Origin of the sequence: Embleya sp. NPDC127516 (assembly GCF_044765325.1) — a bacterium.
In the GTDB taxonomy this organism is placed as follows: domain Bacteria; phylum Actinomycetota; class Actinomycetes; order Streptomycetales; family Streptomycetaceae; genus Embleya.
This window is the reverse complement of record NZ_JBIWJT010000003.1, coordinates 54,239-80,698: the sequence shown is the minus strand read 5'-3', so window position 1 is coordinate 80,698 and position 26,460 is coordinate 54,239. Positions and strand designations below refer to the sequence as shown.

Sequence of the window (26,460 nt, the reverse complement as noted above, 5' to 3'; positions counted from 1 at the left end):
ATCAGGACTGCCCTTGCCGCCCATGGAACGCGTCCAGGATGCGAGACGCGGCAAGCGTCGCGGTGAGATGGCCGTCGCGGACGTCGCGTTCGAGGTCGGGCACGATAGCCCGAACCGAGGGGTGCCCGCGCAGCTCGGCGAGCAGCGAGTCGTGCACCGTCGCCCAGGTCCAGTCGACCTGTTGCCGGCGGCGCAATTCGGCCAATTCGCCGGTTTCCTCCAGCGTGCGCCGATGTTTGAGGATGGTCTCCCAGACCTCGTCCAGACCCTCCCCGGACAGGCCGGAACAGGTCAGCACCGGCGTGGTCCACGACTCCCCCGCGCGTCGCATCAGCCGCAGCGCGCCCGCCAGTTCGCGGGCCGCGCGGCGGGCGGCGAGCGCGTACTCGCCGTCCGCCTTGTTCACCGCGACCACGTCGGCCAGTTCCAGCACGCCCTTCTTGATGCCCTGGAGCTGGTCGCCGGTGCGCGCGAGGGTCAGGAACAGGAAGCAGTCGACCATGTTCGCCACGGTGGTCTCGGACTGGCCCACGCCGACCGTCTCCACCAGCACCACGTCGTGGCCCGCCGCCTCCATCAGCACGATCGACTCGCGGGTGGCCCGCGCGACGCCGCCCAGGGTGCCGGCGGTCGGCGAGGGGCGCACGAACGCGTTGTCGTCCACCGCGAGTCGACCCATCCGGGTCTTGTCACCCAGGATGCTGCCGCCGTGCCGCGAGGAGGACGGGTCCACCGCGAGCACCGCGACCCGATGCCCCTCGCCGGTCAGCCGGGTGCCCAGCGTCTCGATGAAGGTGGACTTGCCCACCCCCGGCACGCCGGTGATGCCCACCCGGTGGGCACCGCCGGCGTGCGGCAACAACTTGACCAGCAACTCCTGCGCGAGGTCGCGGTGGTCGGCCCGGGTGGACTCGACCAGCGTGACCGCCCGGGCCAGGATCGTCCGGTTGCCCGCGAGCACGCCCTCGGCGTACGCGCCGACGTCGATCACGCGTGCCATCAGTCGACCGGCAGCTCGTGGTCCAACTGCCTGTACAGGCCCCTGAGCAGGTCCACCGCGGCGTCCGCGATCACCGTGCCGGGCGGGAAGACCGCCGTGGCGCCCATGTCCAGCAGCGGCTGTACGTCGGCGGGCGGGATCACCCCGCCGACCACGACCATGATCTCCTCGGCGTCCAGCGCGGCGAGTTCCTGACGCAGCGCCGGCACCAGGGTGAGGTGACCGGCCGCGAGCGAGGACACACCGACCACGTGCACGTCCGCCTCGACCGCCTGTCGGGCCACCTCGCCCGGCGTCTGGAACAGCGCGCCCACGTCCACGTCGAAGCCGAGGTCGGCGAACGCGGTGGCGATCACCTTCTGGCCCCGGTCGTGCCCGTCCTGGCCCATCTTGGCGACCAGTATGCGCGGGCGGCGGCCCTCCAACTCCTCGAACCGGGCGACCAGCGAGCGGGCCGTCTCGACGTTCGGCGACATGCCCACCTCTTCCCGGTACACCCCGGTCAGCGTGCGGATCTGCGCCTGGTGGCGCCCGTAGGCCGACTCCAGCGCGTCGGAGATCTCGCCGACGGTGGCCTTGGCCCGCGCGGCGTCCACCGCGAGCGCGAGCAGGTTGTGTTCGAGGTCGCGCGGCCGGGTGCCCTCGACGTCGGCCTGCGCCGCGCCGGACAGCGCGGCCAGCGCGCGGCGCACCGCGTCCTCGTCGCGCTCCTCGCGCAACCTGCGCAACTTGTCCAACTGGCCCTCGCGGACCGCCTTGTTGTCGATCTTGAGCACGTCGATCGCCTCGTCGCTGGCGACCAGGTACTTGTTCACGCCGATCACCGACTGCCGGCCCGAGTCGATCCGGGCCTGGGTGCGCGCCGCCGCCTCCTCGATCCGCAGCTTGGGCAGGCCCTCGGCGATCGCCGACGCCATGCCGCCCGCCCGCTCGGCCTCGGCGATGTGCTCGCGGGCGCGGACCGCCAGGTCGTGGGTGAGCCGCTCGATGTAGGCCGAGCCGCCCCACGGGTCGATCACGTCGCACGTGCCCGACTCCTGCTGGAGCAACAACTGGGTGTTGCGCGCGATCCGGGCGGAGAAGTCGGTCGGCAGCGCGAGCGCCTCGTCGAGCGCGTTGGTGTGCAGCGACTGGGTGTGCCCCTGGGTCGAGGCCATCGCCTCCAGGCAGGTGCGCACCACGTTGTTGAACACGTCCTGCGCGGTCAGCGACCAGCCCGAGGTCTGCGAGTGCGTGCGCAGCGAGAACGACTTGGGGTTCTTCGCGCCGAACGACTTGACGATGTCGGCCCACAGCAGGCGCGCCGCGCGCAGCTTGGCGACCTCCATGAAGAAGTTCATCCCGATCGCCCAGAAGAACGACAGACGCGGCGCGAACGCGTCGATATCCAGGCCCGCCGCGACACCGGCGCGCAGGTACTCGATGCCGTCCGCGAGCGTGTACGCCAACTCCAGGTCGGCGGTGGCCCCGGCCTCCTGGATGTGGTAGCCGGAGATCGAGATCGAGTTGAACTTCGGCATCTTCTGCGATGTGTACGCGAAGATGTCGGAGATGATCGACATCGAGGGCTTGGGTGGATAGATGTAGGTGTTGCGGACCATGAACTCCTTGAGGACGTCGTTCTGGATCGTCCCCGTCAGGTGTTCCGGTGCCACCCCCTGCTCCTCCGCCGCGACGATGTAGAGCGCGAGCACCGGGAGCACCGCGCCGTTCATCGTCATCGACACCGACATCCGGTCCAGCGGGATGCCGTCGAAGAGTTGGCGCATGTCGTAGATCGAGTCGATCGCGACACCCGCCATGCCCACGTCGCCGGTCACCCGCGGGTGGTCCGAGTCGTAGCCGCGGTGGGTGGCCAGGTCGAACGCGATCGACAGGCCCTTCTGGCCCGCCGCCAGGTTGCGCCGGTAGAAGGCGTTGGACTCCTCGGCGGTGGAGAAGCCCGCGTACTGGCGGATCGTCCACGGCTGGTTGACGTACATCGTCGGGTACGGACCGCGCAGGAACGGCGTGATGCCCGGGTAGGTGCCCAGGAAGTCGAGCCCCTCCAGGTCCTCCTCGGTGTACAGCGCCTTGAGCGGGATGCCCTCGGGGGTGTCGTGGGTCAGCGCGTCCGCGTCCTTGCCGGTCTCCTCGCGCACGGCGTCCCGCCACGCGTCGAGGTCACCGGACGCGGGCGCGTCGAGCTCGACCTGGGTGAAGTCGGGAATGCTCATTTCGCCCCCTCCGGGGATTCCGCCAGGGTCTGGTACGTGGCGTGCAGGACCTCGAGCGCGTCGCACCCGGTGTACACGTACCCGTCCGGCTCCGCTCCGTGCGCCTTTTGGCCCGCAATCAGGATCCGGCGGGCGCCGGCCGCGCGCAGCGCCGCGGTCACCGGTGCCGCCAGGGTCGCGTACAGCTTCTCCGAGGAGGCGAGCACGGCGGTCGCCGGGCGGCCGGCCGCCGTCCAGCGCTCGAGGATCTGCTCGACCGCGCCCTCGTCCACCGCGGTGATGCCCGCTTCGACGGCGGCGATGCCACCGGCGGCGAACAGGTTGGTCGCGAAGCCGGCCCGCGCGGTGTACTGCGCGAGCGGGCCCAGGGTGGCCAGGAAGACGCTCGGGCGCTCGCCGGACGCGGCCAGCAGCGCGTCCGAGGCGTCGCGCAGCGACTCGTACGCCTCGGCGTAACGCACCCGGGGCAGCCCGGCGGCGGAGACCGGGACGTCGGGCGCGGGTTCGCGCACGACGGGCGCCTCGGTCAGGTTCGGGAACTCGCTGACGCCGGTGATCGGGTCGGTCCGGTGGGCGATGTCCCGGTCCCGCCGGGTTCGGACCTCGGCCAGGCGCTCGCCGAGCCAGCCCGAGTCGAGCACCGCGACGATCCCGCCGCGTCGTTCGATCTCCTGGAAGAACGCCCAGCCGGTGCGGGCGAGGTCGTCGGTGAGTTGCTCGACGAACCACGAGCCGCCGGCCGGGTCGATCACCTGCGCGAGGTGCGACTCCTCCAGGAGCAGCGCCTGGGTATTGCGGGCGATCCGCCGCGAGAACGGGTCGGACAGGCCGATCGCCGCGTCGAAGGCGCGCACGGTGACCGCGTCCGCGCCGCCGACGCCGGCCGCGAAGGAGGCGACCGTGGTGCGCAGCATGTTGACCCAGGGGTCGCGCCGGGTGGTCATCGCCCACGAGGTGAGCGCGTGTTGGCGCTGCGCGCCGGCCGCCGGGGAGGCACCGGACGCCTGCGCGACCCGGGCCCACAACCGGCGGGCCGCGCGCAGCTTGGCGATGGTCGGGAACTGCTCGGCGGTGGCCGCGAAGCGGAACTCGACCAGGCCCAGGGCGGTGTCCACGTCGAGCCCGGCAGCCGTCAGCGCGCGCAGGTACGCGACACCGGCGGCGGTGGCCGCGCCCAGCTCCTGGCCCTCCGAGCCACCCGCCTCGTGGTACGGCTGCCCGTCCACGGCGATCGCCTGAAGGCCGGGGAACTCGGCGTGCGCGCGGGCCGCCAGGTCCGCGGCGGCCACCAGGTCGGCGCCCGCCCCGGTGCGCGCGTGGTGCGAGATCGGGTCGGCGCCCAGGTTGCCGCGCGGCTCGCCCGGCGCGATGCCGCTCGCGCGGAACACCGCGAGCAACGCGTCGCCGGCCGCGACGAAGTCGGCACCGGTGGCCAGGGCCACCGGTGCCAGGTCGAGCAGCACGCCGTCGAGCGCGCGGGCCAGGTCCGCCGGCGCCAGCGCGCCGTCGCCCACCTGCAGGAAGACGGACGTGACCCCGTTCTCCAGATCGGCGAGCACACTCTCGTTGGCGCGGGCCGGATCGGAGTCGGCGTGCGATTGGCGCACGTCCCAACCGTCGGCGGCGTGTCCGGCCGCGCGCGAGCCCCGGACGAACGGACTCAGCCCGGGCACGCCCGGCCGGGCGGCCGCCTCCGTGTACAGCGGGGACAGCTTGATGCCGTCGTAGGTAGTGGTCGCCAGCAGGTCTTCGGGGTGCTCGGGCGCGTCGTTCTCGCCCAGCACCTTCGATTTGCGGAGCACGCCGGCCACGAGGCGCTGCCATTGTTCCCGCGTGGGCTGCGGGAATTGGCTCGCGAAGGTGGACCCGGTAGACGTGCCGCCATCGACAGTAGCCTCCGTCATGGGTCGCATCGTATGGACCGACGGGGCCGATGAATACGCACTGCCGATGTGATGCCGGCCCTACCCGCCGGTCACATCTTCGACCTGCGGCGCAGCGCTTGCCTCGATCTTTCGTCCGCACCCGTGCGGCTTCACCCGTACGGGTGCTGACGGGGCGTCAGCGAATCGTGACCCTCGACGTCCGGGTCACCCGGATGGTTCCACTCCGTCATGCGGAATGGATCACATCGCGCGCCCTGGCACAAGAGGCTCCCTCATCGGTGGCTACCATGGCCGGGGCCGGGCGACCGATACCCGGCCGGGCCGACCGACAACCAGAGGGTCCGACACGGAATGCGGACACCCTCCCAGCCGGCCGCGTCCCCCTTGTACCGCACCCGGAGGGTAGTTTCCGTGCCGGCTGGAACGCTCTACCGCGGCCGGGAAGGCATGTGGTCATGGGTGGCTCATCGAGTCACCGGCGTCCTCATCTTCTTCTTCCTGTTCGCGCACGTCCTCGACACCGCACTCGTTCGCGTATCGCCCGAGGCGTACGACGAGACGATCGAGATCTACAAGAACCCGTTCGTCAACCTGCTCGAGTACGGGCTCGTCGCGGCCATCCTGTTCCACGCACTCAATGGTCTGCGGATCATCGCGGTGGACTTCTGGGAGAAGGGCCCGCGCTACCAGAAGCAGATGCTCTGGACTGTCGTCGGCGTCTGGGTCGTGCTGATGGCCGGGAGTGCCTACCCGATCCTGCAGCACTCGATCAAGACCATCTTCGGGAGCTGAAGTGTCCGCCACCATCGAAAACGCGCCCAAGATCCACGGCGGCGGTCCGTCGATCGAGTCTCCGCGCAGCAAGCGCTCACCGCGTTCGACCAAGACCAACTTCGAGCTCTACGGCTGGCTGTTCATGCGGCTGTCGGGCGTCCTCCTGGTCGTCCTGGTCATCGGCCACCTGATCATTCAGCTCGTCCTGGACGGCGGTGTGTCCAAGATCGGCTTCGCGTTCGTCGCGGGCCGCTGGTCCTCGCCGTTCTGGCAGTCGTGGGACCTCATCATGCTGTGGCTCGCCGAGCTGCACGGTGTCAACGGTCTGCGCACGATCATCAACGACTACGCGGAGCGGGACCAGACCCGGTTCTGGCTCAAGGCGCTGCTCTACACGTCCGCGCTGATCGTGCTTTTCCTGGGGACCTTGGTGATCTTCACCTTCGACCCGAACATCGGCAGCTGACCAGTACCCCGAGGACTGAACGAGCATCATGCAGACCCACAAGTACGACACCGTCATCGTCGGCGCGGGCGGCGCCGGCATGCGCGCGGCCCTGGAGTCGAGCAAGCGCAGCCGTACCGCCGTACTGACCAAGCTGTACCCGACGCGTTCGCACACCGGCGCCGCGCAGGGCGGCATGTGCGCCGCCCTCGCGAACGTCGAGGAGGACAACTGGGAGTGGCACACGTTCGACACGGTCAAGGGTGGTGACTACCTCACCGACCAGGACGCCGCGGAGATCATGTGCAAGGAGGCGATCGACGCCGTCCTGGACCTGGAGAAGATGGGCCTCCCCTTCTCCCGGACCCCCGAGGGCCGGATCGACCAGCGCCGCTTCGGCGGCCACACCCGCGACCACGGCAAGGCGGCCGTGCGCCGCTCGTGCTACGCGGCGGACCGCACCGGCCACATGATCCTGCAGACGCTGTTCCAGAACTGCGTCAAGCAGAACGTCGAGTTCTACAACGAGTTCTACGTGCTCGACCTGCTGCTGGCCGAGGACGAGGCGGGCAACAAGACCACCTCGGGCGTGGTGGCGTACGAGCTGGCCACCGGCGAGATCCACGTCTTCCAGGCCAAGTCGGTGATCTTCGCGACCGGCGGCTTCGGCAAGGTCTTCAAGACCACCTCGAACGCGCACACCCTCACCGGTGACGGCATGGGCATCGCCTGGCGCCGCGGGCTGCCGCTGGAGGACATGGAGTTCTACCAGTTCCACCCGACCGGCCTCGCGGGCCTGGGCATCCTGCTCACCGAGGGCGCGCGCGGCGAGGGCGGCATTCTGCGCAACGCGGACGGCGAGCGCTTCATGGAGCGCTACGCGCCCACCATCAAGGACCTCGCGCCGCGTGACATCGTCGCGCGCTCGATGGTCCTGGAGGTGCTCGAAGGCCGCGGCGCGGGTCCGAACAAGGACTACGTCTACCTCGACCTGACCCACCTGCCGGCGGAGCAGATCGAGGAGAAGCTGCCCGACATCACCGAGTTCGCGCGCACCTACCTGGGCGTCGAGCCGACCACCGAGCTGGTCCCGGTGTACCCCACCGCGCACTACGCGATGGGCGGCATCCCGACCAACGTCGAGGCCGAGGTGCTCTCGGACAACACCACGGTGGTGCCCGGCCTGTACGCGGCCGGCGAGGTCGCCTGCGTATCGGTGCACGGCTCCAACCGCCTGGGCACCAACTCGCTGCTCGACATCAACGTGTTCGGTCGGCGCGCCGGCATCGCCGCCGCCGAATACGCCACGACGCACGACTTCGTCGAGCTGCCGGAGGCCCCCGAGGCCACGGTCGTCGAGCTGATCGAGCGGCTGCGGGACAGCGCGGGCACCGAGCGGGTCGGCGCGATCCGCGCCGAGATGCAGGAGACGATGGACGCCAACGCCGGCGTCTACCGCACCGAGGAGACGCTCAAGCAGGCGCTCGCGGACATCAAGAGCCTGCAGAAGCGCTACCTGGACGTCTCCATCCAGGACAAGGGCAAGCGGTACAACACCGACCTGCTCGAGGCGATCGAGCTGGGCTTCCTGCTCGACCTCGCCGAGGTCCTGGTGGTCGGCGCGCAGAACCGCAAGGAGTCCCGCGGCGGGCACGCGCGCGAGGACTTCCAGGCGCGCGACGACGAGAACTACATGAAGCACACGATGGCGTACCGCGAGGTCGACGCGAAGGGCGAGCACTCGATCCGCCTGGGCTACAAGCCGGTCGTGGTCACCCGCTACCAGCCGATGGAGCGTAAGTACTGATGACTGCCGTAGTGGAAGAGACCGCGCCCGGCAAGGGGCACGGAGCCACGGCCGCCGAGCGTGACCACACCCTGATCACGATCACGCTGCGGATCCGCCGGTTCAACCCGGAGACCGACGCGGAGCCGTACTGGCAGGACTTCAGGGTCGAGGCCGACCCGACCGAGCGCATCCTGACCGCGATGATGAAGATCAAGGCGGAGCAGGACGGATCGCTGACCTTCCGGCGCTCGTGCGCGCACGGCATCTGCGGCTCGGACGCGATGCGGATCAACGGTCGCAACCGGCTGGCCTGCAAGACCCTGGTCAAGGACTTGGACATGTCCAAGCCGATCACGGTCGAGGCGATCAAGGGCCTGAAGCTGGAGAAGGACCTCGTCGTCGACATGGACCCGTTCATGCAGGCGTACAAGGACGTGATGCCGTTCCTGATCACGTCGGGCAACGAGCCGACGCGCGAGCGTCTGCAAAGCCCGGAGGATCGCGAGCGTTTCGACGACACCACCAAGTGCATCCTGTGCGCGGCGTGCACCACGTCGTGCCCGGTGTTCTGGAGCGACGGGCAGTACTTCGGCCCGGCCGCGATCGTCAACGCGCACCGGTTCATCTTCGACTCGCGGGACGAGGGCGCCGAGGAGCGCCTGGAGATCCTCAACGAGAAGGAGGGCGTGTGGCGCTGCCGTACGACCTTCAACTGCACCGAGGCGTGCCCGCGTGGCATCGAGGTCACCAAGGCGATCCAGGAAGTGAAGCGTGCGCTGATCTTCCGCCGCGTGTGATCGATTGACGCGAGGAGGGCCCGGAACCGATCGGTTCCGGGCCCTCGTGCGTTTCTAGCCGCGCTCGACCGCGCGGACCCGGTCGCCGTGGCGCAGGGTCGCGGCGCGCAGTGCGGTCTCGGCGTCGACGCCGTGGCGGGCCGCGAGTTCGGTGACGGCCAGGAGGAGGTCGCCGATCGCCTCGGGGCCGGTGTAGTCGTCGTCCTCGAAGGCCGTCGGCAGCGTGGGTGTGGGCACGGTCAGACCCGATTTGCGGGTGCGGGACAGGAACTTCGCCGCCAGCGCCAGCGCCGGCTGGCTCAGCGCCACCCCGTCCAGTGCCGAGTCCCGGTCGCTCTTCTCCGCCGCCTTGAGCGCGTCCCAGTTGGCCTCGACCGCCTCCGGCGTATCCGCCTCGACGTCCGCGAACACGTGTGGGTGACGGCTGATCAGCTTGTCCACGATGGCGCCGGCCACGTCGTCGATCGAGAACGGGTCGGCCTCGTCCTCCTCGGCCACCCGGGCGTGGAAGAACACCTGCATCAGCACGTCGCCGAGTTCCTCGCGCAGGTGCTCGCGGTCCCCCGAGTCGATCGCGTCGACCAGCTCGTAGGTCTCCTCGACCAGATACCGCGCGAGCGACTCGTGGGTCTGCTTCGCGTCCCACGGGCAACCGCCGGGCGAGCGCAGCCGGTCCATCACCGCGACCAGGTCGAGCAGTCGCGCGCCCGGCAGGTCCCACGCGCCGGGCAACAGCTCGATCTCCGGGATCGGCTCGGTGTCCTCACCGCCCGCCGCGACCTGCGCGAGCGCGGCGCCCAGGCCCGGATCGTCGTCGGTGGCCGCGAGCCACACCACCAGGCCGGTCCGGGCCCGCTCCAGCAGCCGGCGCGCGAGCACCCGCGAGCCCGCGTCCGGGTCGAGGATCTCGACCTCGACCCCCGCCTCGCGCAGATATGGAAGCTGCGGGTGGTCGGCGTCGGCGGACAACACGCGGCCGGTCGGCGTGTCGGTGGCCTCGCGCAGCGTGTGCCACGCGGGCCAGCTCAACAGACCGGGTGCGACCCGGTGGGTCCCGGCGAGCAGGACGAGACGGGCGGGCGGCGCGGAAGCAGGCGAGTCACTCACCCGGCCAGCCTACGGTCCGGGTCAGGCGCCGCCCCCCGCGCCGGGCACGACCTCGGTGAGGCCGGCCCCGGCGGGCTGGGTGCCCGGGGCGAGCCACGAGTACGCCGCGGCGGCCGTGGTCAGCTTCGCCGAGTCCCAGATGCCGTACCTGGGGTTGACCGTGATCTTCATCGAGCTCGCCACGTCGCTCAGGTACGCCTCGAGCCGCTCCTGGGCATCGGCCGAGCCGAGCTGGATCCCGCGTGCCTTGGCGATCTCCGGCTTGAGCGCCTCGGTGCGGACGAAGTCGTCCACCTCGCCGGGCAGCACACCGGTCTGCAACAGCCGGACCTGCAGCGCCTCCGGGCTGGGGAAGCGCGCCTCCAGTGTGCGCCGGGCCGCGAGCACCTGGGTCGCGTTCAGCGTGATGTGGTTGCGCCGGGCCGCCTCGTCGACCACCCGTCGCGAGATGAGCTGCACCAACTCGGCCTGATTGGCCTCCAGTTGGGCGCTCGTGCCGGCCAGCGACAGGTTGTTCCGGGAGAACGCCTGCTCCAGCTTGTCGACCTTGGCGTTCAGGGTGGAGATCTCGATCCGGTCCCCGCCGACCACGGCGGCGGCGCCGGCCTTGGACTCCGAGCAGCCGGTGAGCGCGAAACCGGTGACGAGCACCAGGCCCAGCGCGGCCACCCGGGCCCGGGCCGCGGACCGGCGCCGGCGGTGCGCGGAATCGACAGGGACGGAACGCGACGTGCGACTCACACGAACTCCCGGGGCTCGATGGCGCTGTACGGCGGTGCGACTGTCGGCCACGGCAGGCGTGCGACCCATGACCAACGATCAAAGATACGGGTGGGCACGCTCGAAGTCCGCACTTTGGCCAAGATCATCCGGGCCGGGTCGGCGGACCGGCGACGTCTCGGGCCGGCGGGCCGCACCGGGTCCCGGGCCGGCGGGTCGCGCCGGCCCGGGATTCCTGGTCACTTCTTCGCCGCGCCGATCGGCTCCAGCAGGATCGCGTCCACCAGGTCTCGCGCCCACGCCAGCAGCGCGACGTCGCGCAGTGGTTGACCACCGATCCGCGCGGTCATCGGCTTGGGCACCAGGATCTGGTGGGTCGCCGTCTTGACCAGGGTCTTCGGGTAGAGCCGCTGGAGTCGCAACTGCTGCGACTCGCGCAGGTCGACCGGCCCGAACCGGACGAAGTTGCCCTGGAGGGTGACATCGGCGACGCCCGCGCCGCGCACGTGCGCACGGAACCGGGCCACCTCCAACAGGTTCTCCACCGGCTGCGGCAACGGCCCGTAACGGTCAACCAGTTCGGCCCGCACCGCGTCGATGTCCGCCTCGCAGGTGATCGCCGCGATCCGCCGATACGCCTCCAGCCGCAGTCGCTCGCCGGGCACGTAGTCGTGCGGGACGTGCGCGTCGATGGGCAGCTCGACCCGGATCTCCGGGGTCTCCTCCACGCCCCCGCCGCCCGCCGCGAGCTCCTTGTACTGGTTGACCGCCTCGCCCACCATGCGCACGTACAGGTCGAAGCCCACGCCCGCGATGTGCCCGGACTGCTCGCCGCCGAGCAGGTTGCCCGCGCCGCGGATCTCCAGGTCCTTCATCGCCACGAACATGCCCGCGCCCATCTCGGTGTGCTGGGCGATGGTGGCGAGCCGCTCGTGCGCGGTCTCGGTCAGCGGCTTCTCCGGCGGGTACAGGAAGTACGCGTACGCGCGCTCGCGGCCTCGGCCGACCCGGCCGCGGAGCTGGTGGAGCTGGGACAGGCCGAAGTTGTCGGCCCGCTCCACGATCAGCGTGTTCGCGTTGGAGATGTCGATGCCGGACTCGACGATCGTGGTGCACACCAGGACGTCGAACTCCTTCTCCCAGAAGTCGACGACCACCTGTTCGAGCGCGTTCTCGTGCATCTGGCCGTGCGCGATGGCCACCCGGGCCTCGGGCACCATCTCGCGGATCTTCGCGGCCGTGCGGTCGATCGACTCGACCCGGTTGTGGATGTAGAAGACCTGGCCCTCGCGCAGCAGCTCGCGCCGAATCGCGGCACCGATCTGCTTCTCCTCGTACGGACCGACGAAGGTGAGCACCGGGTGCCGCTCCTCGGGCGGCGTGGTGATCGTGGACATCTCGCGGATGCCGGTGACCGCCATCTCCAGGGTGCGCGGGATCGGCGTCGCGGACATGGTCAGCACATCCACGTTCGCGCGCAGCTTCTTCAGCTGCTCCTTGTGCTCCACGCCGAAGCGCTGCTCCTCGTCGACGATCACCAGGCCCAGGTCCTTGAACTTCGTCTCGGACGAGAACAGCCGGTGGGTGCCGATCACGATGTCGATCGAGCCCTCGCGCAGGCCCTCCAGGGCGGCCTTGGCCTCGGTCTCGGTCTGGAACCGCGACAACGACCTGACCACGACCGGGAACTGCGCGTAGCGCTCGGAGAAGGTGGAGAAGTGCTGCTGGACGAGCAGCGTGGTGGGCACGAGTACGGCCACCTGCTTGCCGTCCTGGACCGCCTTGAACGCCGCGCGCACGGCGATCTCGGTCTTGCCGTAGCCGACGTCGCCGCAGATCAGCCGGTCCATCGGGATCGGCTTCTCCATGTCGCCCTTGACCTCCTCGATCGAGGAGAGCTGGTCGGGCGTCTCGATGTAGGGGAAGGCGTCCTCCAGCTCGCGCTGCCACGGGGTGTCCGGGCCGAACGCGTGTCCGGGTGCGGCCATCCGGGCCGAGTAGAGCTTGATCAGGTCGCCCGCGATCTCCTTGATCGCCTTCTTCGCCTTGGCCTTGGTCTTGGCCCAGTCGGCACCGCCGAGCCGGTGCAGCGACGGGCTCTCGCCGCCGACGTACTTGGTCACCTGCTCGAGCTGGTCGGTGGGCACGAACAGCCGGTCGCCGGGTTGGCCGCGCTTGGCCGGCGCGTACTCCAGGACCAGGTACTCGCGCTGCGCGCCCTGCACGGTGCGCTGGACCATCTCGACGTAGCGCCCCACGCCGTGCGACTCGTGCACCACGAAGTCACCCGCCCGCAGTTGCAGCGGGTCGACCATGTTGCGCCGTCGACTGGGGAGCCGGCGCATGTCCTTGGTGGAGGTGCGCTGGCCGGAGACGTCCTCCTCGGTGAGCACCAGCGTGCGCAGCGGCTCGGAGCTGAAGCCGTGGCCGATGCAGCCCGTGGTCACGTGCACGATGCCGGTGTCGGGCACCTGGGCCAGGTCGCCGTCCAGGCGGGCGGCCACGCCCTCGCCGGACAACGTCTCGACGAAGCGCGCGGCCGGGCCGTGGCCCTCGGTGACCAGCACCACGCGCCAGTCCTCGGCGAGCCGGCCCTTGATCTCGGCCAGCACCCGCTGCGCGTCGCCCCGATAGGCCTCGACCTCGACCGCGCCGATCTCGGTGCCCGCGTCGTCGGCGTCCGCGCTGAACGGGCTCAGCGACCACCACGGCACGCCGATCTCGCGGGCGTGCTCGCGCACGTCCGCCAGGCTCCACAGCGACGCCGCGCCCAGGTCGATCGGGCTCTCCCCGCCGCCCGCCGCGGCGGCCCAGGAGGCGTCCAGGAACTCGCGACTGGTGGCCACCAGGTCCGCCGAACGGGTGCGCACCCGCTCCGGGTCGCAGACCAGCACATGGCTCCCGGCCGGCAGCACGTCCAGGAGCAGCTCCATGTCGTCCACCAGGGCGGGCGCGAGCGACTCCATACCCTCGACCGCGATGCCCTCGGCGATCCGCCCGAGCATCTCGACCAGACCCGGGTGCTCCTCGAGCAACTCGCGGGCCCGCTCGCGGACCTCGTCGGTGAGCAGCAACTCGCGACACGGCGGTGCCCACAGACCGTGTTCGGCGGTCTCCAGGGAGCGCTGGTCGGCGACCTTGAACCAGCGGATCTCCTCCACCTGGTCGCCCCAGAACTCGACCCGGAGCGGATGCTCCTCGGTCGGCGGGAAGACGTCCAGGATGCCGCCGCGCACCGCGAACTCGCCGCGCTTCTCCACCAGGTCGACCCGGGAGTAGGCGGCGGCCGCGAGCTGCTCGACGACGGTGTCCAGGGCGATGCCCAGGCCGGCGGTCAGGGCCACCGGCTCCAGCTCGCCCAGCCCCTTGACCTGGGGCTGGAGCACGCTGCGAATCGGCGCGACGACGACCTTGAGGGTTCCGGTGCCGGAGTCGGCGAGGCCGCCCGAGGTCGGGTGCGCGAGTCTGCGCAGCACCGCGAGGCGGCGCCCGACGGTGTCCGAGCGCGGGGAGAGCCGCTCGTGCGGCAGTGTCTCCCACGAGGGGTACTCCACGACGGAGTCCTCGGGCAGCAGCGACCCGAGGGCCGCCACCAGGTCCTCGCACTCGCGGGTGGTGGCGGTGACCGCGAGCACGGGCCGATCCGCGCGGGCCGCGATGGCGGCCACCACGAACGGGCGCAGTGCCGGTGGTCCGACGAGGTCGAGGGCGGTACCGCGGCCCTCGGACGCGGCCCGCACCGCCTCGGCGACGGCGGGGTCCTGGACGACGATGTCTAGCAGACCGGTCAGGCTCATGGGCCGGTTGGATCCTCCGCAACGCGAACGGCCCCGACCTTGGAAAAGGACCGGGGTTCCCCGACAACCCTACGCCCGAAGGGGTCCGTGTGGCCCGCGATGACAATGCGTGACTGTGACCAGCACCGCCTACCCCACCCTCTTGGCAATGCGACTGTTAGGGGGTCCAATGGCCTGCGAACAGGAATCTGACGGGTCGTCGGATTTTCGACGGCGCGTCGGGAGTCCGGGGCAGCGGCTGGACCAGGGGAGACGACGGACACGATGAGCAGCGCGCAGCAGAAGCTCTACATCGGCGGCGAATGGGTCGAGCCGGAGCGTGGTCACTACGAAGTGATCAACCCGGCGACCGAGGAGGTCGTGGGCCTGGCGCCCGAGGCGTCGGTGGAGCAGGCGAACGCGGCCGCGGCGGCGGCGGCCGAGGCATTCGACACCTGGTCGAGGACCACTCCCGAGGAGCGCGCCGGCATCCTGGACCGGGCCGCGGACCTGTTCCTGCAGATGGGCGCCGAGGTGGTCCCGCTCGCCTCCGCCGAGACCGGCGCCACGCTCGCGGTCGCGGGCATGATGCAGTTGGGCACCACGTACTCGCGCTTCAAGCGCTACGCCAAGGGCGCGCTGGAGCCGACCGAGTTCGCGCTCAACCCGCAGCCGACCCCGGAGACCGCGTTGAGCCGCGCGGGCATCTTCGGCGCGCAGGAGATCCGCCAGCCGGTCGGTGTGGTCACCTGCATCACGTCGTACAACAACCCGCTCGCGAACACCGCGGGCAAGGTCGCGCCCGCGCTGGCGATGGGCAACACGGTCGTGGTCAAGCCCGCGCCGCAGGACCCGCTGGCGGTGTACCGGATGGCCGAGGCGCTGGCCGAGGCCGGGCTGCCCGCCGGCGTGCTGAACATCATCACCGGCTCGGGCGTGGACGTCTCCGAGGCGGCGGTGGCCTCGCCGCACGTGGACATGATCAGCTTCACCGGTTCGACGCTGATCGGCTCGCGGATCGCCGAGGTCGCCGGTCGCACGTTCAAGCGTCAGCTCATGGAGCTCGGCGGCAAGGGCGCGTGCGTCGTGCTCGACGACGCGGACCTGGACGCGGCCGTGCACGGCATCGGCACCGTGTGGAGCTTCTACGCGGGCCAGATCTGCACCGCGCCGACCCGGGTGATCGCCCAGCGCGGCATCTACGACCGGCTGGTGGAGCGGCTCGCGGAGCACGCGCGCGGTCTGAAGGTCGGCAGCCCGCTGGACCCGGCGACCCAGGTCACCCCGGTCATCTCGGCGGTGCAGCGCGGCCGGGTGGAGGCGTTGATCGCCAAGGGCCGCGAGGAGGGCGCCCGCCTGGTGGTCGGTGGCGAGCGGCCGGACTTCGAGAAGGGCTTCTACGTCGCGCCCACGCTGTTCGCGGACGCGACCAACGAGATGACCATCGCGCGCGAGGAGTTCTTCGGCCCGGTGGTCACGGTGATCCCGTTCGACGGGGACGAGGAGGAGGCGATCCGGATCGCCAACGACTCGGACTACGGTCTGCTCTCCTACGTGTTCTCCGGCGACAGCACGCGCGCCTATCGGATCGCCCGCCGGCTGCGCTCGGGCGGTGTCGGTGTGAACACCGTCGGGCGCAACATGGAGGCCGCCTTCGGCGGCTTCAAGCAGTCCGGTGTCGGCCGCGACGGCGGCTCGTACGGACTGGCCGCCTACAGCGAGATCCAGAGCATCGTCTGGCCCAGTGCCTGACCGCTCGCGATGACCGCGAACGGCCCCGGGATCCTTCCCCGGGGCCGTTCGCATGTTCGCGTCCGGGCCGTCCCGGGTTCGCCGGTTTCCCGCGTGGGGGTCGGGTTATGGCCATAACCTGAGCTCGGCCCGGGGCGCTCGGTCGCGGGCTCGTCAGGGGGGATCGCGCACGATGTCACCACCGCAACGTCTGGTCCGGGCCTGGTCGGTGCGCGCGGGAGCCGCGCGCACGCAGGTGGAAGCCGGGGCGCGGGCGCGGCGATGGCTGTGGTTCCGCGAGGCGTTCCCGGACATCGAGCGGTTGCGGGTGGTGGACCTGGGCGGCTCGGCCGAGTTCTGGTGGCACGCCCCGGTCCGGCCGGCGCACGTGCGCGTGGTCGACGCCGCGGACAAGTCCGCGGAGCTCGCCTCGTGGTTGGTCCGCGAAGCGGCCGATCCGCTGGAGTGGTCCGGGAGTTGCGACTTGGTGGTATGCGACGGGCTGCTGGATCGGTTGGCCGTGCCGACCGCGCGGGCCCGACTGGCCGACGTCGTGCACGCGAGCGCGGAGCGCTATTGGCTGCGCGCCGCCGCCCGGGAGCACCCGCTGGATCCGCAGACCTCGCTGCCGGCGCTGCATCTGATGCCGGACCGGGTGCGCTCGCGGGTCGTCGGTTCGGCGCCCGCGGTTTTCCCGGCCCGGCGGGGCGAGTTGCTCTCGCGCTTTCCCGGGGCGGTGGTGCGCGGCGAACGCGTGGCCGGGCTCGTGTCGTCCTGGGTGGTGGCCAAGCCGCGTGCCGATCACGTGCCGGGCCGCACCTGACGTTGCGTCACCAGCCGCTCGGGGGTGGGCGGTTGCGCGAGGAGGGGGATTCTCGGATGCGTGTTGTCATCGCCGGTCAGGGGTACGTGGGGCTGCCGCTGGCGGTTCGGGCCGCACAGGTGGGCCACGAGGTGGTCGGCTACGACGTCGACGAGGGGCGGGTCAAGCGACTGGCTGCGGGCGAGTCGTACGTCGAGGACATCCCGTCCGCGCACGTGCGGGCGATCCTGGACGCGGGCAGCTATCGGGCCACCGCCGAGCCGCGCGACCTGGGCGGCTACGACATCGCGGTGATCACCGTGCCCACGCCGCTGCGCGAGGGCGTCCCGGACCTGAGCTACATCGAGGAGTGCGCGCGCACACTGGCCCGCTACCTGCGTCCCGGCGCCTGCGTGGTGCTCGAGTCCACCACCTACCCGGGCACCACCGAGGAGTTGGTCGGCCCGATCCTGGAGGAGGGCTCCGGCCTGACCGCGGGCCGGGACTTCCACCTGGGCTACAGCCCGGAGCGGATCGACCCGGGCAACCCGACCTGGAACCTGGTGAACACCCCGAAGGTGGTCTCCGGGGTGGACGCCGCCTCGCTCGCGGTCGTGGAGGACTTCTACGGGTCGCTGATCGACCGTGTCGTGCCGGTCTCCTCGCCCAAGGAGGCCGAATTGGTCAAGCTGATCGAGAACACCTTCCGGCACGTGAACATCGCGCTCGTCAACGAGGTCGCGATGTTCGCCCACGATCTGGGCATCGACGTGTGGGAGGCGATCGACGCCTGCTCGACCAAGCCGTTCGGGTTCCTGCGCTTCACCCCGGGGCCGGGCGTCGGCGGGCACTGCCTGCCGATCGACCCGTCGTACCTGTCCTGGCGGGTGCAGCGCGCGCTCGGTCAGAGCTTTCGCTTCGTGGAGTTGGCCAACGACGTCAACAACCACATGCCGGACTACGTGATCCGCCGGCTCACCGCCGCGTTCAACACCCGGCGCCGGTCGGTCAACGGCTCGCGAGTGCTGCTGGTGGGACTCGCGTACAAGAAGAACACCGGCGACGCCCGGGAGTCGCCGTCCGCGCACGTGGCCCGGCTGTTGCTGAGCCTGGGCGCGGAGGTCACCGCCGCCGACCCGCACGTGGATCTCGCCCAGGTCGTGGACGCCCGTTTGCGGCGGGTGGAGTTGACCGCGGAGACGGTGGCCGCCGCGGACGCGGTCGTCCTGCTCGTCGATCACGACGACGTCGACCTGGATCTGCTGCGTGCCGCCGACTATGTGCTCGACTGTCGTCGGGTGCTCGGCGCGGGGCCCAACATCGAGGTGTTGTAGGGCCGTTCCGGCCGGCGCGCGGTGGTCGTGGATGTCGACCACCGCGCGCCGGCCCGGCCTGTTCCCGCTCGTGCCGTCATCCGCGTCCGGCGGGTGACGCCCGCCGACTACCTGTACTCGACGATCTTCGTCTTGTGCCCGGTGGCCTTGGTGTGCGCCTTGGCCGCCACCTGTGCCGCGTCCTTCGACCGGTATCGCTGACGGGCGCCGTCGGACTTCGACGAACAACCGTTCTCCTGGCAGACCCATCCCCAGGTGCTCATGGACAACCTCCCAGACATCACGGGCGCCACCCCGTCCCGACCGAGGGACGCGAATGACTCGGACGGCCACACCGCAGCACTTGTGACCGCCGCGCGACCGACACTCGACACGCCATGACACGCTCGTGACGAAACCAGGACGTTCCGGAGAAGAACGTTCTCCTTTCGAATGCCTAACGCGTCGTTATCGACATACAAAGGATGCAATACCGCGATCAATGATCTTCTATTACAAATAGGCCGAACGGGTTGCGCGGGCTCGCTCGCAAGGGTGACGGCACACAAGACGAGCCGGTCGACTGCCGATAGGCGCGAGACGTTATGTCAACCCATGCGGCCCGAATGTGTGTCTCGAGCGAGCGGCGGCGACCCTCACCGACTCGGGGCATCCGGACCGGTCGGCTCGACCCGCAGCGGCACCGTGCCGCCCGACACGCACTCCCCCGTGTCCAGGCGCCACTTCCAGTGGTGCCGCGGGCACTCCAGCACGCCGGCCTCGATGTCCGCGTGCGACAGGTCCTCGCCGGCGTGCGGGCAGAAGCGCTGCATCCGCACCCCGCACCGCTCGATCGACTCGCCGTGCGCGGCCGATTCGCGCTCACGGACCATCTGCATGGTCTGCGCCGGGTGCTCGCCGTAGCGCAGCAGGCTCATCAGGGTCAGGTCGAACACGTCCGGGTCGCGGGCCAGACCCAGGCGCATCGACAGCAGCGCCTCCTCCCACCCGACCGCGCCGTCCACGATCGCGCGCAGCGCCCGCTGCGGAACCTCGATCGTGTAGGCGGGATCCACCGGTTCCTCCTCGAACACGATGTCGCCCGCGATCCGACCCAGCCGCACCGACCACGAACCGCCGTCCGAGGTCAGCCGCACATCCTTGCGCCAGTCGCCCAGGAAGCGCTTGTTCCAGCTCTGCAACCGGGCCAGATAGGCGTCCAGTTCGTTCGCCGTGACCGGCTCGAAGGCACGGTCCCCGTACGCCCGCCACTCGGCCTCGCGGCGGTCCCGGTACGCGCTCAGGTACACGTCGGTGCGCCAATGGGCCACCGGTCCGGTCGGCGCGCTCAGGTCGTCGCCCGGCGCGGCCTCGATCACCCGCACGCCGGGACAGGCCGCCGCGAAGTCGTCGGCGAACGCGTCCCACAGCGGGAAGATCGTCTCCTCCCGGTCGTTGTACCGGGCCAGTTCGGGATCCAGGAACACCGGCGGACCGGCCGAGGGCAGATACGCGCGCGCCCCGGTCAGCCGAACCTTGCGCACCAGTGTGTCGAACAGGTCCGAGCGCACCTCGGCGGTCTTCTTGCGCTGGGTCTCCTCCGGATACGCGTACGCGTTCGGGTACCACATCGCACCGGAGTACTGCGCGGACAACAGGTCGATGTCGCCCGGTAGTTCGCCCAGCGGGGTGTTGCAGTCGTTGAGGTCCAGGAAGCGGAAGCCGGCCAGATCCACGAGCAGGCCGCTGTCCTCCTTGTGGCTGGTGTCCAGCAACATGGTCAGGGTCAGCCCGGGCGCGGGCGTGAACGACTCCCGGTGACCCAGCACCACCTGTTCGCGAAAGCCCAGCGCGCTCATCCGCTTGACCATCGACTTGGACCGGTACCTGGGCAGCACCACGGTGATGCCGCGGTCGAGCCGGTCCAGCACCCGCTCGTCGAAGTGGTCCTCGTGCAGGTGCGAGAGGTAGAGCAGGTCGTGCCCGCCGGCGAGCACCCCGGGCAGCAGTTCGCGGTTGTCCGGGAACGGGAACCACGCGCCGAGGAAGGCCGGATGGAACCACGGGTCGATCAGCAGCGAGACGCCCGCGTGCGCGACCGTGAAGCCCGCGTGGCCGAGATAGCGGATCGCGCCGGGCGCGGGCGCACCCGCCGGCCGTTCGTCGGACCCGGGCCTCACAGCCGGCTCAGCGCTCCCGCGAGCACCTCCACGACGCGCTCCTGGTGTGCGACGGTGAGCTGCGGATACAGCGGCAACGTCAGGATCTGCTCGGCGGCCCGCTCGGCGACCGGGAAGTCGCCGCGCGCGTAGCCCAGTTCGGCGAACGCGGGCTGTAGGTGCACCGGCACCGGGTAGTGCACGCCGGCGCCGACCCCCGCCTCGTTCAGCAGCGCGAGCACCTTGTCCCGCTCGGGCACCCGGACCGCGTACAGGTGCCACACGTGCTCGTTGCCCGGCGCGGTCCGCGGCACCCGCACCCCCTCGACCCCGGCCAGCAGCGCGTCGTAGCGGGCCGCGACCGCCCGCCGCCGTGTGTTCCACTGCGCCAGCCGGCCCAGCTTGGCCCGCAACACCGCGGCCTGGATGGTGTCCAGGCGCGAGTTGAAGCCAAGGCGTGTGTGCACGTACTTGCGCGACGAGCCGTGGTCGCGCATCTCGCGCAGCGCGAGCGCGTACGCCTCGCTGTTCGTCACCACCGCGCCGCCATCGCCGTACGCGCCCAGATTCTTGCCCGGGTAGAAGCTGGTCGCCGCGATCGCGTCGGGCCCCCACGTGCCGGGCCCGCGGCCGTCCTGGGTCGCACCCTGGCACTGCGCGGCGTCCTCCACCAGGGCCTGCCCGCGTGCGTCCGCCAGCGCCCGCAGCGCGCCCATCGGGGCCAGTTGCCCGTTCAGGTGCACCGGCAGCAGCGCACGGACCTCGACCGGGCCGCCCAGCGCCTCGGCGGCCCGCTGCGGGTCCAGCAACAGGTACTCGTCGTCCACATCGGCGAACACAGGCCGCGCGCCCGCGCGAACGGCCGCCTCGGCGGTCGCCACGAACGTGTTCGCCGGCATCACCACTCCCGCGCCCGCGCCGACGCCCAGCACCCGCAGCGCCAACTCCACCGCGTCGGTGCCGTTGGCCACCCCCACGCAGTGCGCGACGCCGGAGAACTCGGCGTACTCGGCCTCGAAGCCCGCGACGTCGGGACCGCCCACGAACGCGCACGTGGCCAGCACCCGGGCGATGCCGGCCTCGACCTCGGCCGCCACCTCGGCGTGTGCCGCGGCCAGGTCCACCAACGGAATCCGGTCCAGGTCAGCACTCATCCGCATCTCCCCCTCGTCGTTGCGGCTCGGCGGCGGGAATCGGCGCCGACCGCAGTCGGCGGGCCGGCACCCCCGCCCACACCTCGGCCGGCGGCACGTCCCGCGTCACGACCGAGCCCATCCCCACCAGCGACCGGGCGCCGATCACGCGTTGCTCGCGCACCAGCGCACCGGCCCCCAGGTACGCCTCCCGGCCCACCGTCACCCCACCCGCGAGCCGAACCCCCGAGGCCAGCGTGGCGAACTCGCGCACGTCGTCGTCGTGGGTCAGCACCACCTGCGGCATGGCGTGCGCGTGCGCGCCCACCCGGACCGAGGTGGTCAACACCGTCTGCGCCATCAACACCGCGCCCGGCCCCACCTCGCACGTGCGCGGGACCACCGCGCTCACGTGCACGAGCGTGGCCCAGCGGCTGTCCGGCAGGCCCAGCCGGGCCACCACCCGAGAGCGGCTCCACCAGTTCGTCGGACTCCCCACACACACCACCACCAGGGCGTCCGGCCACTTGTGCGCCGTGTCGGCGCCGCCGAGCACCGCGAAGCCGTCCACCTCGGTGTCCCACCGGGCCGGATCATCGTCCAGGAAACCGAGCAACCGCCATCCGGAACTACCGCGCGGCGCGCGGAACTCCGGGATCGCCGCGGCGACCTCGCGGGCGAATCCCCCGGCTCCGACCAGGAGCAGGTCGCGAAAGGACACTAGACCGCCGCCCGGACGCCGGCCGCCGCCCGCACCGCGGCGACCACCCGGTCCTGCTGCGCCTCGGTCAACTCGTGGAACAGCGGCAGGATCAGCGAGTCCCGGGTCAGCCGCTCGGTCGCGGGCAGCGGCACGTGCTCGACGTCCGCGTACGCCGGCTCCAGGTGCGCCGCCATGATCCCCCGACGCGCCGAGATCCCGGCCCGGGCGAGCTCGCCGAGCAGGTCGTCGCGCGACACGGGGAAGTCCTCGGGCAGCAGCACCCAGAACGCCTGATAATTGGTCAGTCCGTACGCCGGGTCCGCAGCCGTCTCCAGGCCCGCCACGTCGGCGAGCAACTCGTGGTAACGAGCCGCGAGTTCGCGCCGACGGGCGACCATGGCCGGCAACCGGCCGAGTTGCACCAGGCCGACCGCCGCCTGGATGTCGGTCATCCGGTAGTTGAAGCCCAGTTCGTCGTAGCTCTCCACCACGGGCGCCCCGCCCGCGCGGTCCGCCGCGTCCCGGTCGGCCGCGCTCACACTCATCCCGTGCTCGCGCAACCGGCGCAGCCGAGGCGCCGCGCCCTCGCGCGCGAGGGTGAGCATGCCGCCCTCGCCGGTGGTCAGCAGCTTGCGCGGGTGGAACGAGAAGGTCGCGGACATCGCGCCCGCGCCCACCGGGCGGCCCTTGTAGGTCGAGCCCGCCGCGCACGCCGCGTCCTCCACCACCACGATGCCCCGGCCGTCCACCAGTGCCCGCACGCCGTCCAGATCGGCGGGGATGCCGCCCTGGTCGACCAGGATCACCGCGCGCGTCGCGGCGGTGAGTACCGTCTCGATCGTCTCCGGGGTCAGGTTCCCGGTGCCGAGATCGACATCGGCGAACACCGGTCGCGCGCCGACGTAGCGCACCGCGTTCGCGGTCGCCACGAACGACAACGAGGGCACCACGACCTCGTCGCCCGGCCCCACCCCGGCGTTGATCAACGCCAGGTGCAGCGCGGTGGTGCACGAGGAGACCGCGATCGCCGCGGGCACCTCGACATGGTCCGCGAAGGCCTGCTCGAAGGCGACCACCCGGGGCCCCTGGGCCACCCACCCCGAGCGCACCGCGTCGGCCGCCGCGGCGGCCTCCTCCTCGCCCATCCAGGGGCGCATCACCGGAATTCGTTCCATGCTCATCGTGCCTGTTCCCCCAGCCCGGTCCGCCCTGCCAACCCATGTCCCCGCCGCGCCCGCCCGCACCCGGTACGCACCGAACCCCCTCGGTGCCCCGGTCGGATCAGGCCGCGTCCCGCCACCACGCCACCAGTCGACGCAGCCCCTCGTCGATGTCCACCTCGGCGGTGAAGCCCAACTCCCTTGCCGCCTTGGTCGTATCGGCCAGCCGTCGGGTCACCCCGCCGCTCGCCCGGGCCGGGCCGTACTCGATCCCCAGCCCGTCCGCGCCCATCACCACCAGCAGCCGCTCGGCCAACCCGCGCAGCGAAGTCTCGCTCCCGGACGCGATGTTGAACACCTCGCCGCTCGCATCGGCGCGCGCGGCAAGGAGGTTGGCGCGCGCGATGTCCTCGGTGTACACGAAGTCCATGGTCTGCAAGCCGTCGCCGAAGATCAACGGGGGTTCCCCCTTGCCGATCCGCTCCATCCAGCGGATCAACACCTCGGTGTACAGACCGTGCACGTCCATCCGCGGACCGTAGACGTTGAAGTAGCGCAGCGCGACGTAGTCCAGGCCGTACATCGCCCGGAAGCTGCGCAGCAGGCCCTCGTTGAACAGCTTGGCCGCGCCGTAGAGCGTGTCGTTGTCGTACGGGTGGTGCCGCTCGGTGGTCGGGAACTCCTCGGCGAGGCCGTAGACCGACGCGGAGGAGGAGGTGACCACCTTGCGCACGTCGGCGGCGACCGCCGCCTCCATGACGTCGTAGGTGCCGTCCACCAACACCTCCAGCGCGAGCCGGGGTTCCTCCACGCACTGGGTGATCCGGATCGCGGCGAGGTGGAACACCACGTCGGTGCCCGGCATCAGGCGGGCGAGCAGCGGGCGATCGCGGATGTCGCCCTCGACCAGGTCGACCCGCTCGTCGGCGAGCGCCCGGGCCAGGTTGCCCCGGTGCCCCCGGGTCAGGTTGTCCAGCACGACCACCTTCGCCGCGCCGGCGGCCAACAGGTGGTCCACGATGGTGGATCCGATGGTCCCGGCCCCCCCGGTGACCACACAGCGCGAACCGGCCATCTCGACACTCATCGGAGTTCTCCCAGCGCGACGGTGACGCCGCCCAGTTCCAGGCTGCGCGTGGCGGCCTCCAGCAGTTCCAGGACGCGCAGACCCGCGCGGCCGTCGGTGAGCGCGGGCCGGGACGTACCGATCGCCTCGGCGAACTCGGCCATCACCGCGCGCAGCGCCTCCCGCTCGGGCAGCGCGGGCGAGACGACGTCGCCCACCCGGTAGGAGATCTGCTTCTCCCGCCGGGCCTCCGGGCTGAGCGCGGCGTCCTCGGCGAGATCGATGCCCTTGTCGTGCACCTGGAGGCGGGCGGTGGGATTGGTGTCGTCCCACACCAGGGTGCGCCGCGAACCGCCGATGATGGTGGTGCGCACCTTGGTCGGCGAGAGCCAGTTCACATGGATGTGCGCGATGGCGCCGGTGTTCAGCCGCACCACCAGGTAGGCCAGACAGGCCCGGCCGGTGCCCAGCGGGTCCGCGCCATGCGCGGACACCGACACCGGTCGCACCCCGAGCGGCAGGATGAAGTCCAGGATCGACAGGTCGTGCGGCGCCAGATCCCACAGCACGTCCACATCCGGCTGGACCAGACCCAGGTTGATCCGCACCGAGTCGATGAAGCGGATGTCGCCCAGTTCGCCGCCGTGGATCAAGTCGCGGATGTGCCGAACCACCGGCATGTAACAGAACGTGTGGTCGCACATCAGCGTCAGACCGTTGCGCTCGGCCAGTTCGACCAGCTTGACCGCGTCCGCGTGATCGGATGTGATCGGCTTCTCGACCAGGACGTGCTTGCCCGCCTCCAGAGCCGCCGCGACCAGGTCGAAGTGGGTTCCGGCGGGCGTCGCGATCGCGACGGCCTGCACACGCGGGTCGGCCAGGACGTCCTGGTACGACGTGCTCACCCGGACCGTGCTGTACTCACCCAGGACCGCACGGGCCCGGACCTCGTCGAGGTCGCACAACCACTCCACCCGCAGGGCCGGTGTGGCCTGCGCGTTGCGCACCAGATTGGGCCCCCAATAGCCGGCCCCTATGACGGCGAGCCCGATGGCCCGCCCAGACCCGGAATTCGACATGACGGAACGTCAACTCCCCTGCTCCCCCCGGCCGCACGGGCCCAGCCGCCGCACGGCACCCCCACTCGAACGAAGCTAGCGCCCGATTCGCTCCGCCGGGGGTCAACCGGGAAATCCGCGGGTCGGACCGAACTGCGAAGATCCTTGCGGGAGTCCCGGTTGCACGGGTCACCGAGACGTTTGGCACGCTGTTACACGCACAGTCACCGATTGCGGCGCCGGCATGATCGAGATCTCGACACAGGCAGCGCCGACCGAAGCAGCACATGAACGAGAAGGGAACGCCACGTGGCCGCGGGTACTCCGACGACGACCCTGGCGAAGGAACGTACGGCGGAAGTGGATCCGGACCTGGAGCCGGCGGATTTCGAGCCGCGCGAGAGCGGCGGCCCGCGAGGGACCCGCGAGAGCATCCTCCCGGCCGTGGCGGCCGCGCTGTTCGTCGGCAAGCGCATCCGCACCCGGGCCGGCGCCAAGGGTGACACCGTGCCGACGGCGCATCCGCTGGTCCGGGACTTCCTGGCGGCGCTCCCGGTCGAGTCGCGCGAGCGCTGGCGGGGCCGCTGCCCCGAGGTCGAGCTGGTCTCCGAGCACCTCTTCGAGGCCGAGGCGGCGCGTACCAAGCGGGCGGCCCGGCGGCCGTTCACCGTGCAGGAGGCGCGGCGCTCGCTCAAGGGGGCCAAGTTGACCCTGCGGCGGATCCGCGAGGACGGCGACCCGCAGCACGACACGTATCAACCGCCGTGTCGGTCGTGCGCGGCGATGCTCGAGCACTTCGGCGTCGCCTCGACGGAAAGCGGCTGA

Annotated in this window: 21 protein-coding genes; 8 read left to right on the top strand and 13 right to left on the bottom strand. The window is 71.0% G+C overall.

Annotation, left to right across the window (positions count from 1 at the left end):
• Position 1: 1 nt before the first annotated feature.
• From meaB to ACIRL2_RS05570, 3 genes are read right to left on the bottom strand one after another with little or no spacing between them, the layout of a single operon-like run.
• Positions 2 to 1,000, bottom strand: coding sequence for a methylmalonyl Co-A mutase-associated GTPase MeaB (gene meaB / locus ACIRL2_RS05580; RefSeq protein WP_395866476.1), 999 nt, complete (start codon positions 998 to 1,000; stop codon positions 2 to 4).
• Positions 1,000 to 3,216: a methylmalonyl-CoA mutase gene (scpA, locus tag ACIRL2_RS05575; protein ID WP_395866478.1), complete on the bottom strand. Its 2,217-nt coding sequence runs from the start codon at positions 3,214 to 3,216 to the stop codon at positions 1,000 to 1,002. The genes meaB and scpA overlap by 1 nt, the downstream gene beginning before the upstream one ends.
• Positions 3,213 to 5,120, bottom strand: coding sequence for a methylmalonyl-CoA mutase subunit beta (locus ACIRL2_RS05570; protein WP_395866480.1), 1,908 nt, complete (start codon positions 5,118 to 5,120; stop codon positions 3,213 to 3,215). Before ACIRL2_RS05570 ends, scpA begins: the two co-directional genes overlap by 4 nt.
• A 393-nt stretch (positions 5,121 to 5,513) precedes the next feature.
• Between ACIRL2_RS05570 and sdhC the strand changes: the two genes are divergently transcribed.
• The 4 genes from sdhC to ACIRL2_RS05550 are packed head-to-tail and all read left to right on the top strand — an operon-like array spanning position 5,514 to position 8,907.
• Positions 5,514 to 5,894 carry a succinate dehydrogenase, cytochrome b556 subunit gene (sdhC, locus tag ACIRL2_RS05565; RefSeq protein ID WP_360307991.1) on the top strand — a complete coding sequence of 127 codons (381 nt, stop codon included), beginning with the start codon at positions 5,514 to 5,516 and terminating at the stop codon, positions 5,892 to 5,894.
• Position 5,895: 1 nt separating this feature from the next.
• Positions 5,896 to 6,342 (top strand): succinate dehydrogenase hydrophobic membrane anchor subunit, encoded by a 447-nt coding sequence (locus ACIRL2_RS05560; RefSeq protein ID WP_395866482.1) that lies wholly within the window; start codon positions 5,896 to 5,898, stop codon positions 6,340 to 6,342.
• Between the two features lie 28 nt (positions 6,343 to 6,370).
• The gene (gene sdhA / locus ACIRL2_RS05555) at positions 6,371 to 8,128 is read left to right on the top strand and encodes a succinate dehydrogenase flavoprotein subunit (protein WP_395866484.1); all 1,758 of its coding nucleotides are present in this window, start codon (positions 6,371 to 6,373) and stop codon (positions 8,126 to 8,128) included.
• Positions 8,125 to 8,907 (top strand): succinate dehydrogenase iron-sulfur subunit, encoded by a 783-nt coding sequence (locus tag ACIRL2_RS05550; RefSeq protein ID WP_395866534.1) that lies wholly within the window; start codon positions 8,125 to 8,127, stop codon positions 8,905 to 8,907. The genes sdhA and ACIRL2_RS05550 overlap by 4 nt, the downstream gene beginning before the upstream one ends.
• Before the next feature lie 54 nt (positions 8,908 to 8,961).
• Here ACIRL2_RS05550 and ACIRL2_RS05545 read toward each other — a convergent pair whose 3' ends face one another.
• The 3 genes from ACIRL2_RS05545 to mfd all read right to left on the bottom strand — a co-directional run bounded on the left by ACIRL2_RS05545 (position 8,962) and on the right by mfd (position 14,531).
• Complete coding sequence (locus tag ACIRL2_RS05545) at positions 8,962 to 10,014, bottom strand: MazG family protein (protein WP_395866486.1); 1,053 nt, start codon at positions 10,012 to 10,014, stop codon at positions 8,962 to 8,964.
• 21 nt (positions 10,015 to 10,035) lie between these two features.
• Positions 10,036 to 10,755 carry a SurA N-terminal domain-containing protein gene (locus tag ACIRL2_RS05540; protein WP_395866488.1) on the bottom strand — a complete coding sequence of 240 codons (720 nt, stop codon included), beginning with the start codon at positions 10,753 to 10,755 and terminating at the stop codon, positions 10,036 to 10,038.
• A 218-nt stretch (positions 10,756 to 10,973) separates the two neighbouring features.
• Positions 10,974 to 14,531 carry a transcription-repair coupling factor gene (gene mfd / locus ACIRL2_RS05535; RefSeq protein WP_402230359.1) on the bottom strand — a complete coding sequence of 1,186 codons (3,558 nt, stop codon included), beginning with the start codon at positions 14,529 to 14,531 and terminating at the stop codon, positions 10,974 to 10,976.
• 264 nt (positions 14,532 to 14,795) lie between these two features.
• On the opposite strand from mfd, the gene ACIRL2_RS05530 reads away from it, so the two are divergent.
• The 3 genes from ACIRL2_RS05530 to ACIRL2_RS05520 all read left to right on the top strand — a co-directional run bounded on the left by ACIRL2_RS05530 (position 14,796) and on the right by ACIRL2_RS05520 (position 18,377).
• Positions 14,796 to 16,262: an aldehyde dehydrogenase family protein gene (locus tag ACIRL2_RS05530; RefSeq protein WP_402230357.1), complete on the top strand. Its 1,467-nt coding sequence runs from the start codon at positions 14,796 to 14,798 to the stop codon at positions 16,260 to 16,262.
• A 172-nt stretch (positions 16,263 to 16,434) separates the two neighbouring features.
• Positions 16,435 to 17,064, top strand: coding sequence for a hypothetical protein (locus ACIRL2_RS05525; protein WP_395866494.1), 630 nt, complete (start codon positions 16,435 to 16,437; stop codon positions 17,062 to 17,064).
• A gap of 56 nt (positions 17,065 to 17,120) precedes the next feature.
• A complete protein-coding gene (locus ACIRL2_RS05520; RefSeq protein WP_395866496.1) occupies positions 17,121 to 18,377 on the top strand; it encodes a nucleotide sugar dehydrogenase in 1,257 nt (418 codons plus the stop codon).
• 107 nt (positions 18,378 to 18,484) lie between these two features.
• Here the strand turns inward: ACIRL2_RS05520 and ACIRL2_RS05515 are convergent, their stop codons facing one another.
• From ACIRL2_RS05515 to ACIRL2_RS05485, 7 genes are all read right to left on the bottom strand, one after another.
• Positions 18,485 to 18,640, bottom strand: coding sequence for a hypothetical protein (locus ACIRL2_RS05515; RefSeq protein ID WP_395869891.1), 156 nt, complete (start codon positions 18,638 to 18,640; stop codon positions 18,485 to 18,487).
• 372 nt (positions 18,641 to 19,012) lie between these two features.
• Positions 19,013 to 20,536 (bottom strand): Rieske 2Fe-2S domain-containing protein, encoded by a 1,524-nt coding sequence (locus ACIRL2_RS05510; RefSeq protein WP_402230354.1) that lies wholly within the window; start codon positions 20,534 to 20,536, stop codon positions 19,013 to 19,015.
• Positions 20,533 to 21,669: a DegT/DnrJ/EryC1/StrS family aminotransferase gene (locus tag ACIRL2_RS05505; protein WP_402230351.1), complete on the bottom strand. Its 1,137-nt coding sequence runs from the start codon at positions 21,667 to 21,669 to the stop codon at positions 20,533 to 20,535. The genes ACIRL2_RS05510 and ACIRL2_RS05505 overlap by 4 nt, the downstream gene beginning before the upstream one ends.
• Positions 21,659 to 22,369 (bottom strand): acetyltransferase, encoded by a 711-nt coding sequence (locus ACIRL2_RS05500; RefSeq protein ID WP_402230348.1) that lies wholly within the window; start codon positions 22,367 to 22,369, stop codon positions 21,659 to 21,661. Before ACIRL2_RS05500 ends, ACIRL2_RS05505 begins: the two co-directional genes overlap by 11 nt.
• Positions 22,369 to 23,532 (bottom strand): DegT/DnrJ/EryC1/StrS family aminotransferase, encoded by a 1,164-nt coding sequence (locus ACIRL2_RS05495; RefSeq protein ID WP_395869899.1) that lies wholly within the window; start codon positions 23,530 to 23,532, stop codon positions 22,369 to 22,371. Before ACIRL2_RS05495 ends, ACIRL2_RS05500 begins: the two co-directional genes overlap by 1 nt.
• Positions 23,533 to 23,632: 100 nt before the next feature.
• Entirely contained in the window at positions 23,633 to 24,598 is a 966-nt protein-coding gene (locus ACIRL2_RS05490; RefSeq protein WP_395869901.1) for an NAD-dependent epimerase/dehydratase family protein, read from the bottom strand.
• The gene (locus tag ACIRL2_RS05485) at positions 24,595 to 25,656 is read right to left on the bottom strand and encodes a Gfo/Idh/MocA family protein (protein ID WP_395869903.1); all 1,062 of its coding nucleotides are present in this window, start codon (positions 25,654 to 25,656) and stop codon (positions 24,595 to 24,597) included. The genes ACIRL2_RS05490 and ACIRL2_RS05485 overlap by 4 nt, the downstream gene beginning before the upstream one ends.
• A gap of 288 nt (positions 25,657 to 25,944) precedes the next feature.
• On the opposite strand from ACIRL2_RS05485, the gene ACIRL2_RS05480 reads away from it, so the two are divergent.
• Complete coding sequence (locus ACIRL2_RS05480; RefSeq protein WP_395869905.1) at positions 25,945 to 26,460, top strand: YwqJ-related putative deaminase; 516 nt, start codon at positions 25,945 to 25,947, stop codon at positions 26,458 to 26,460.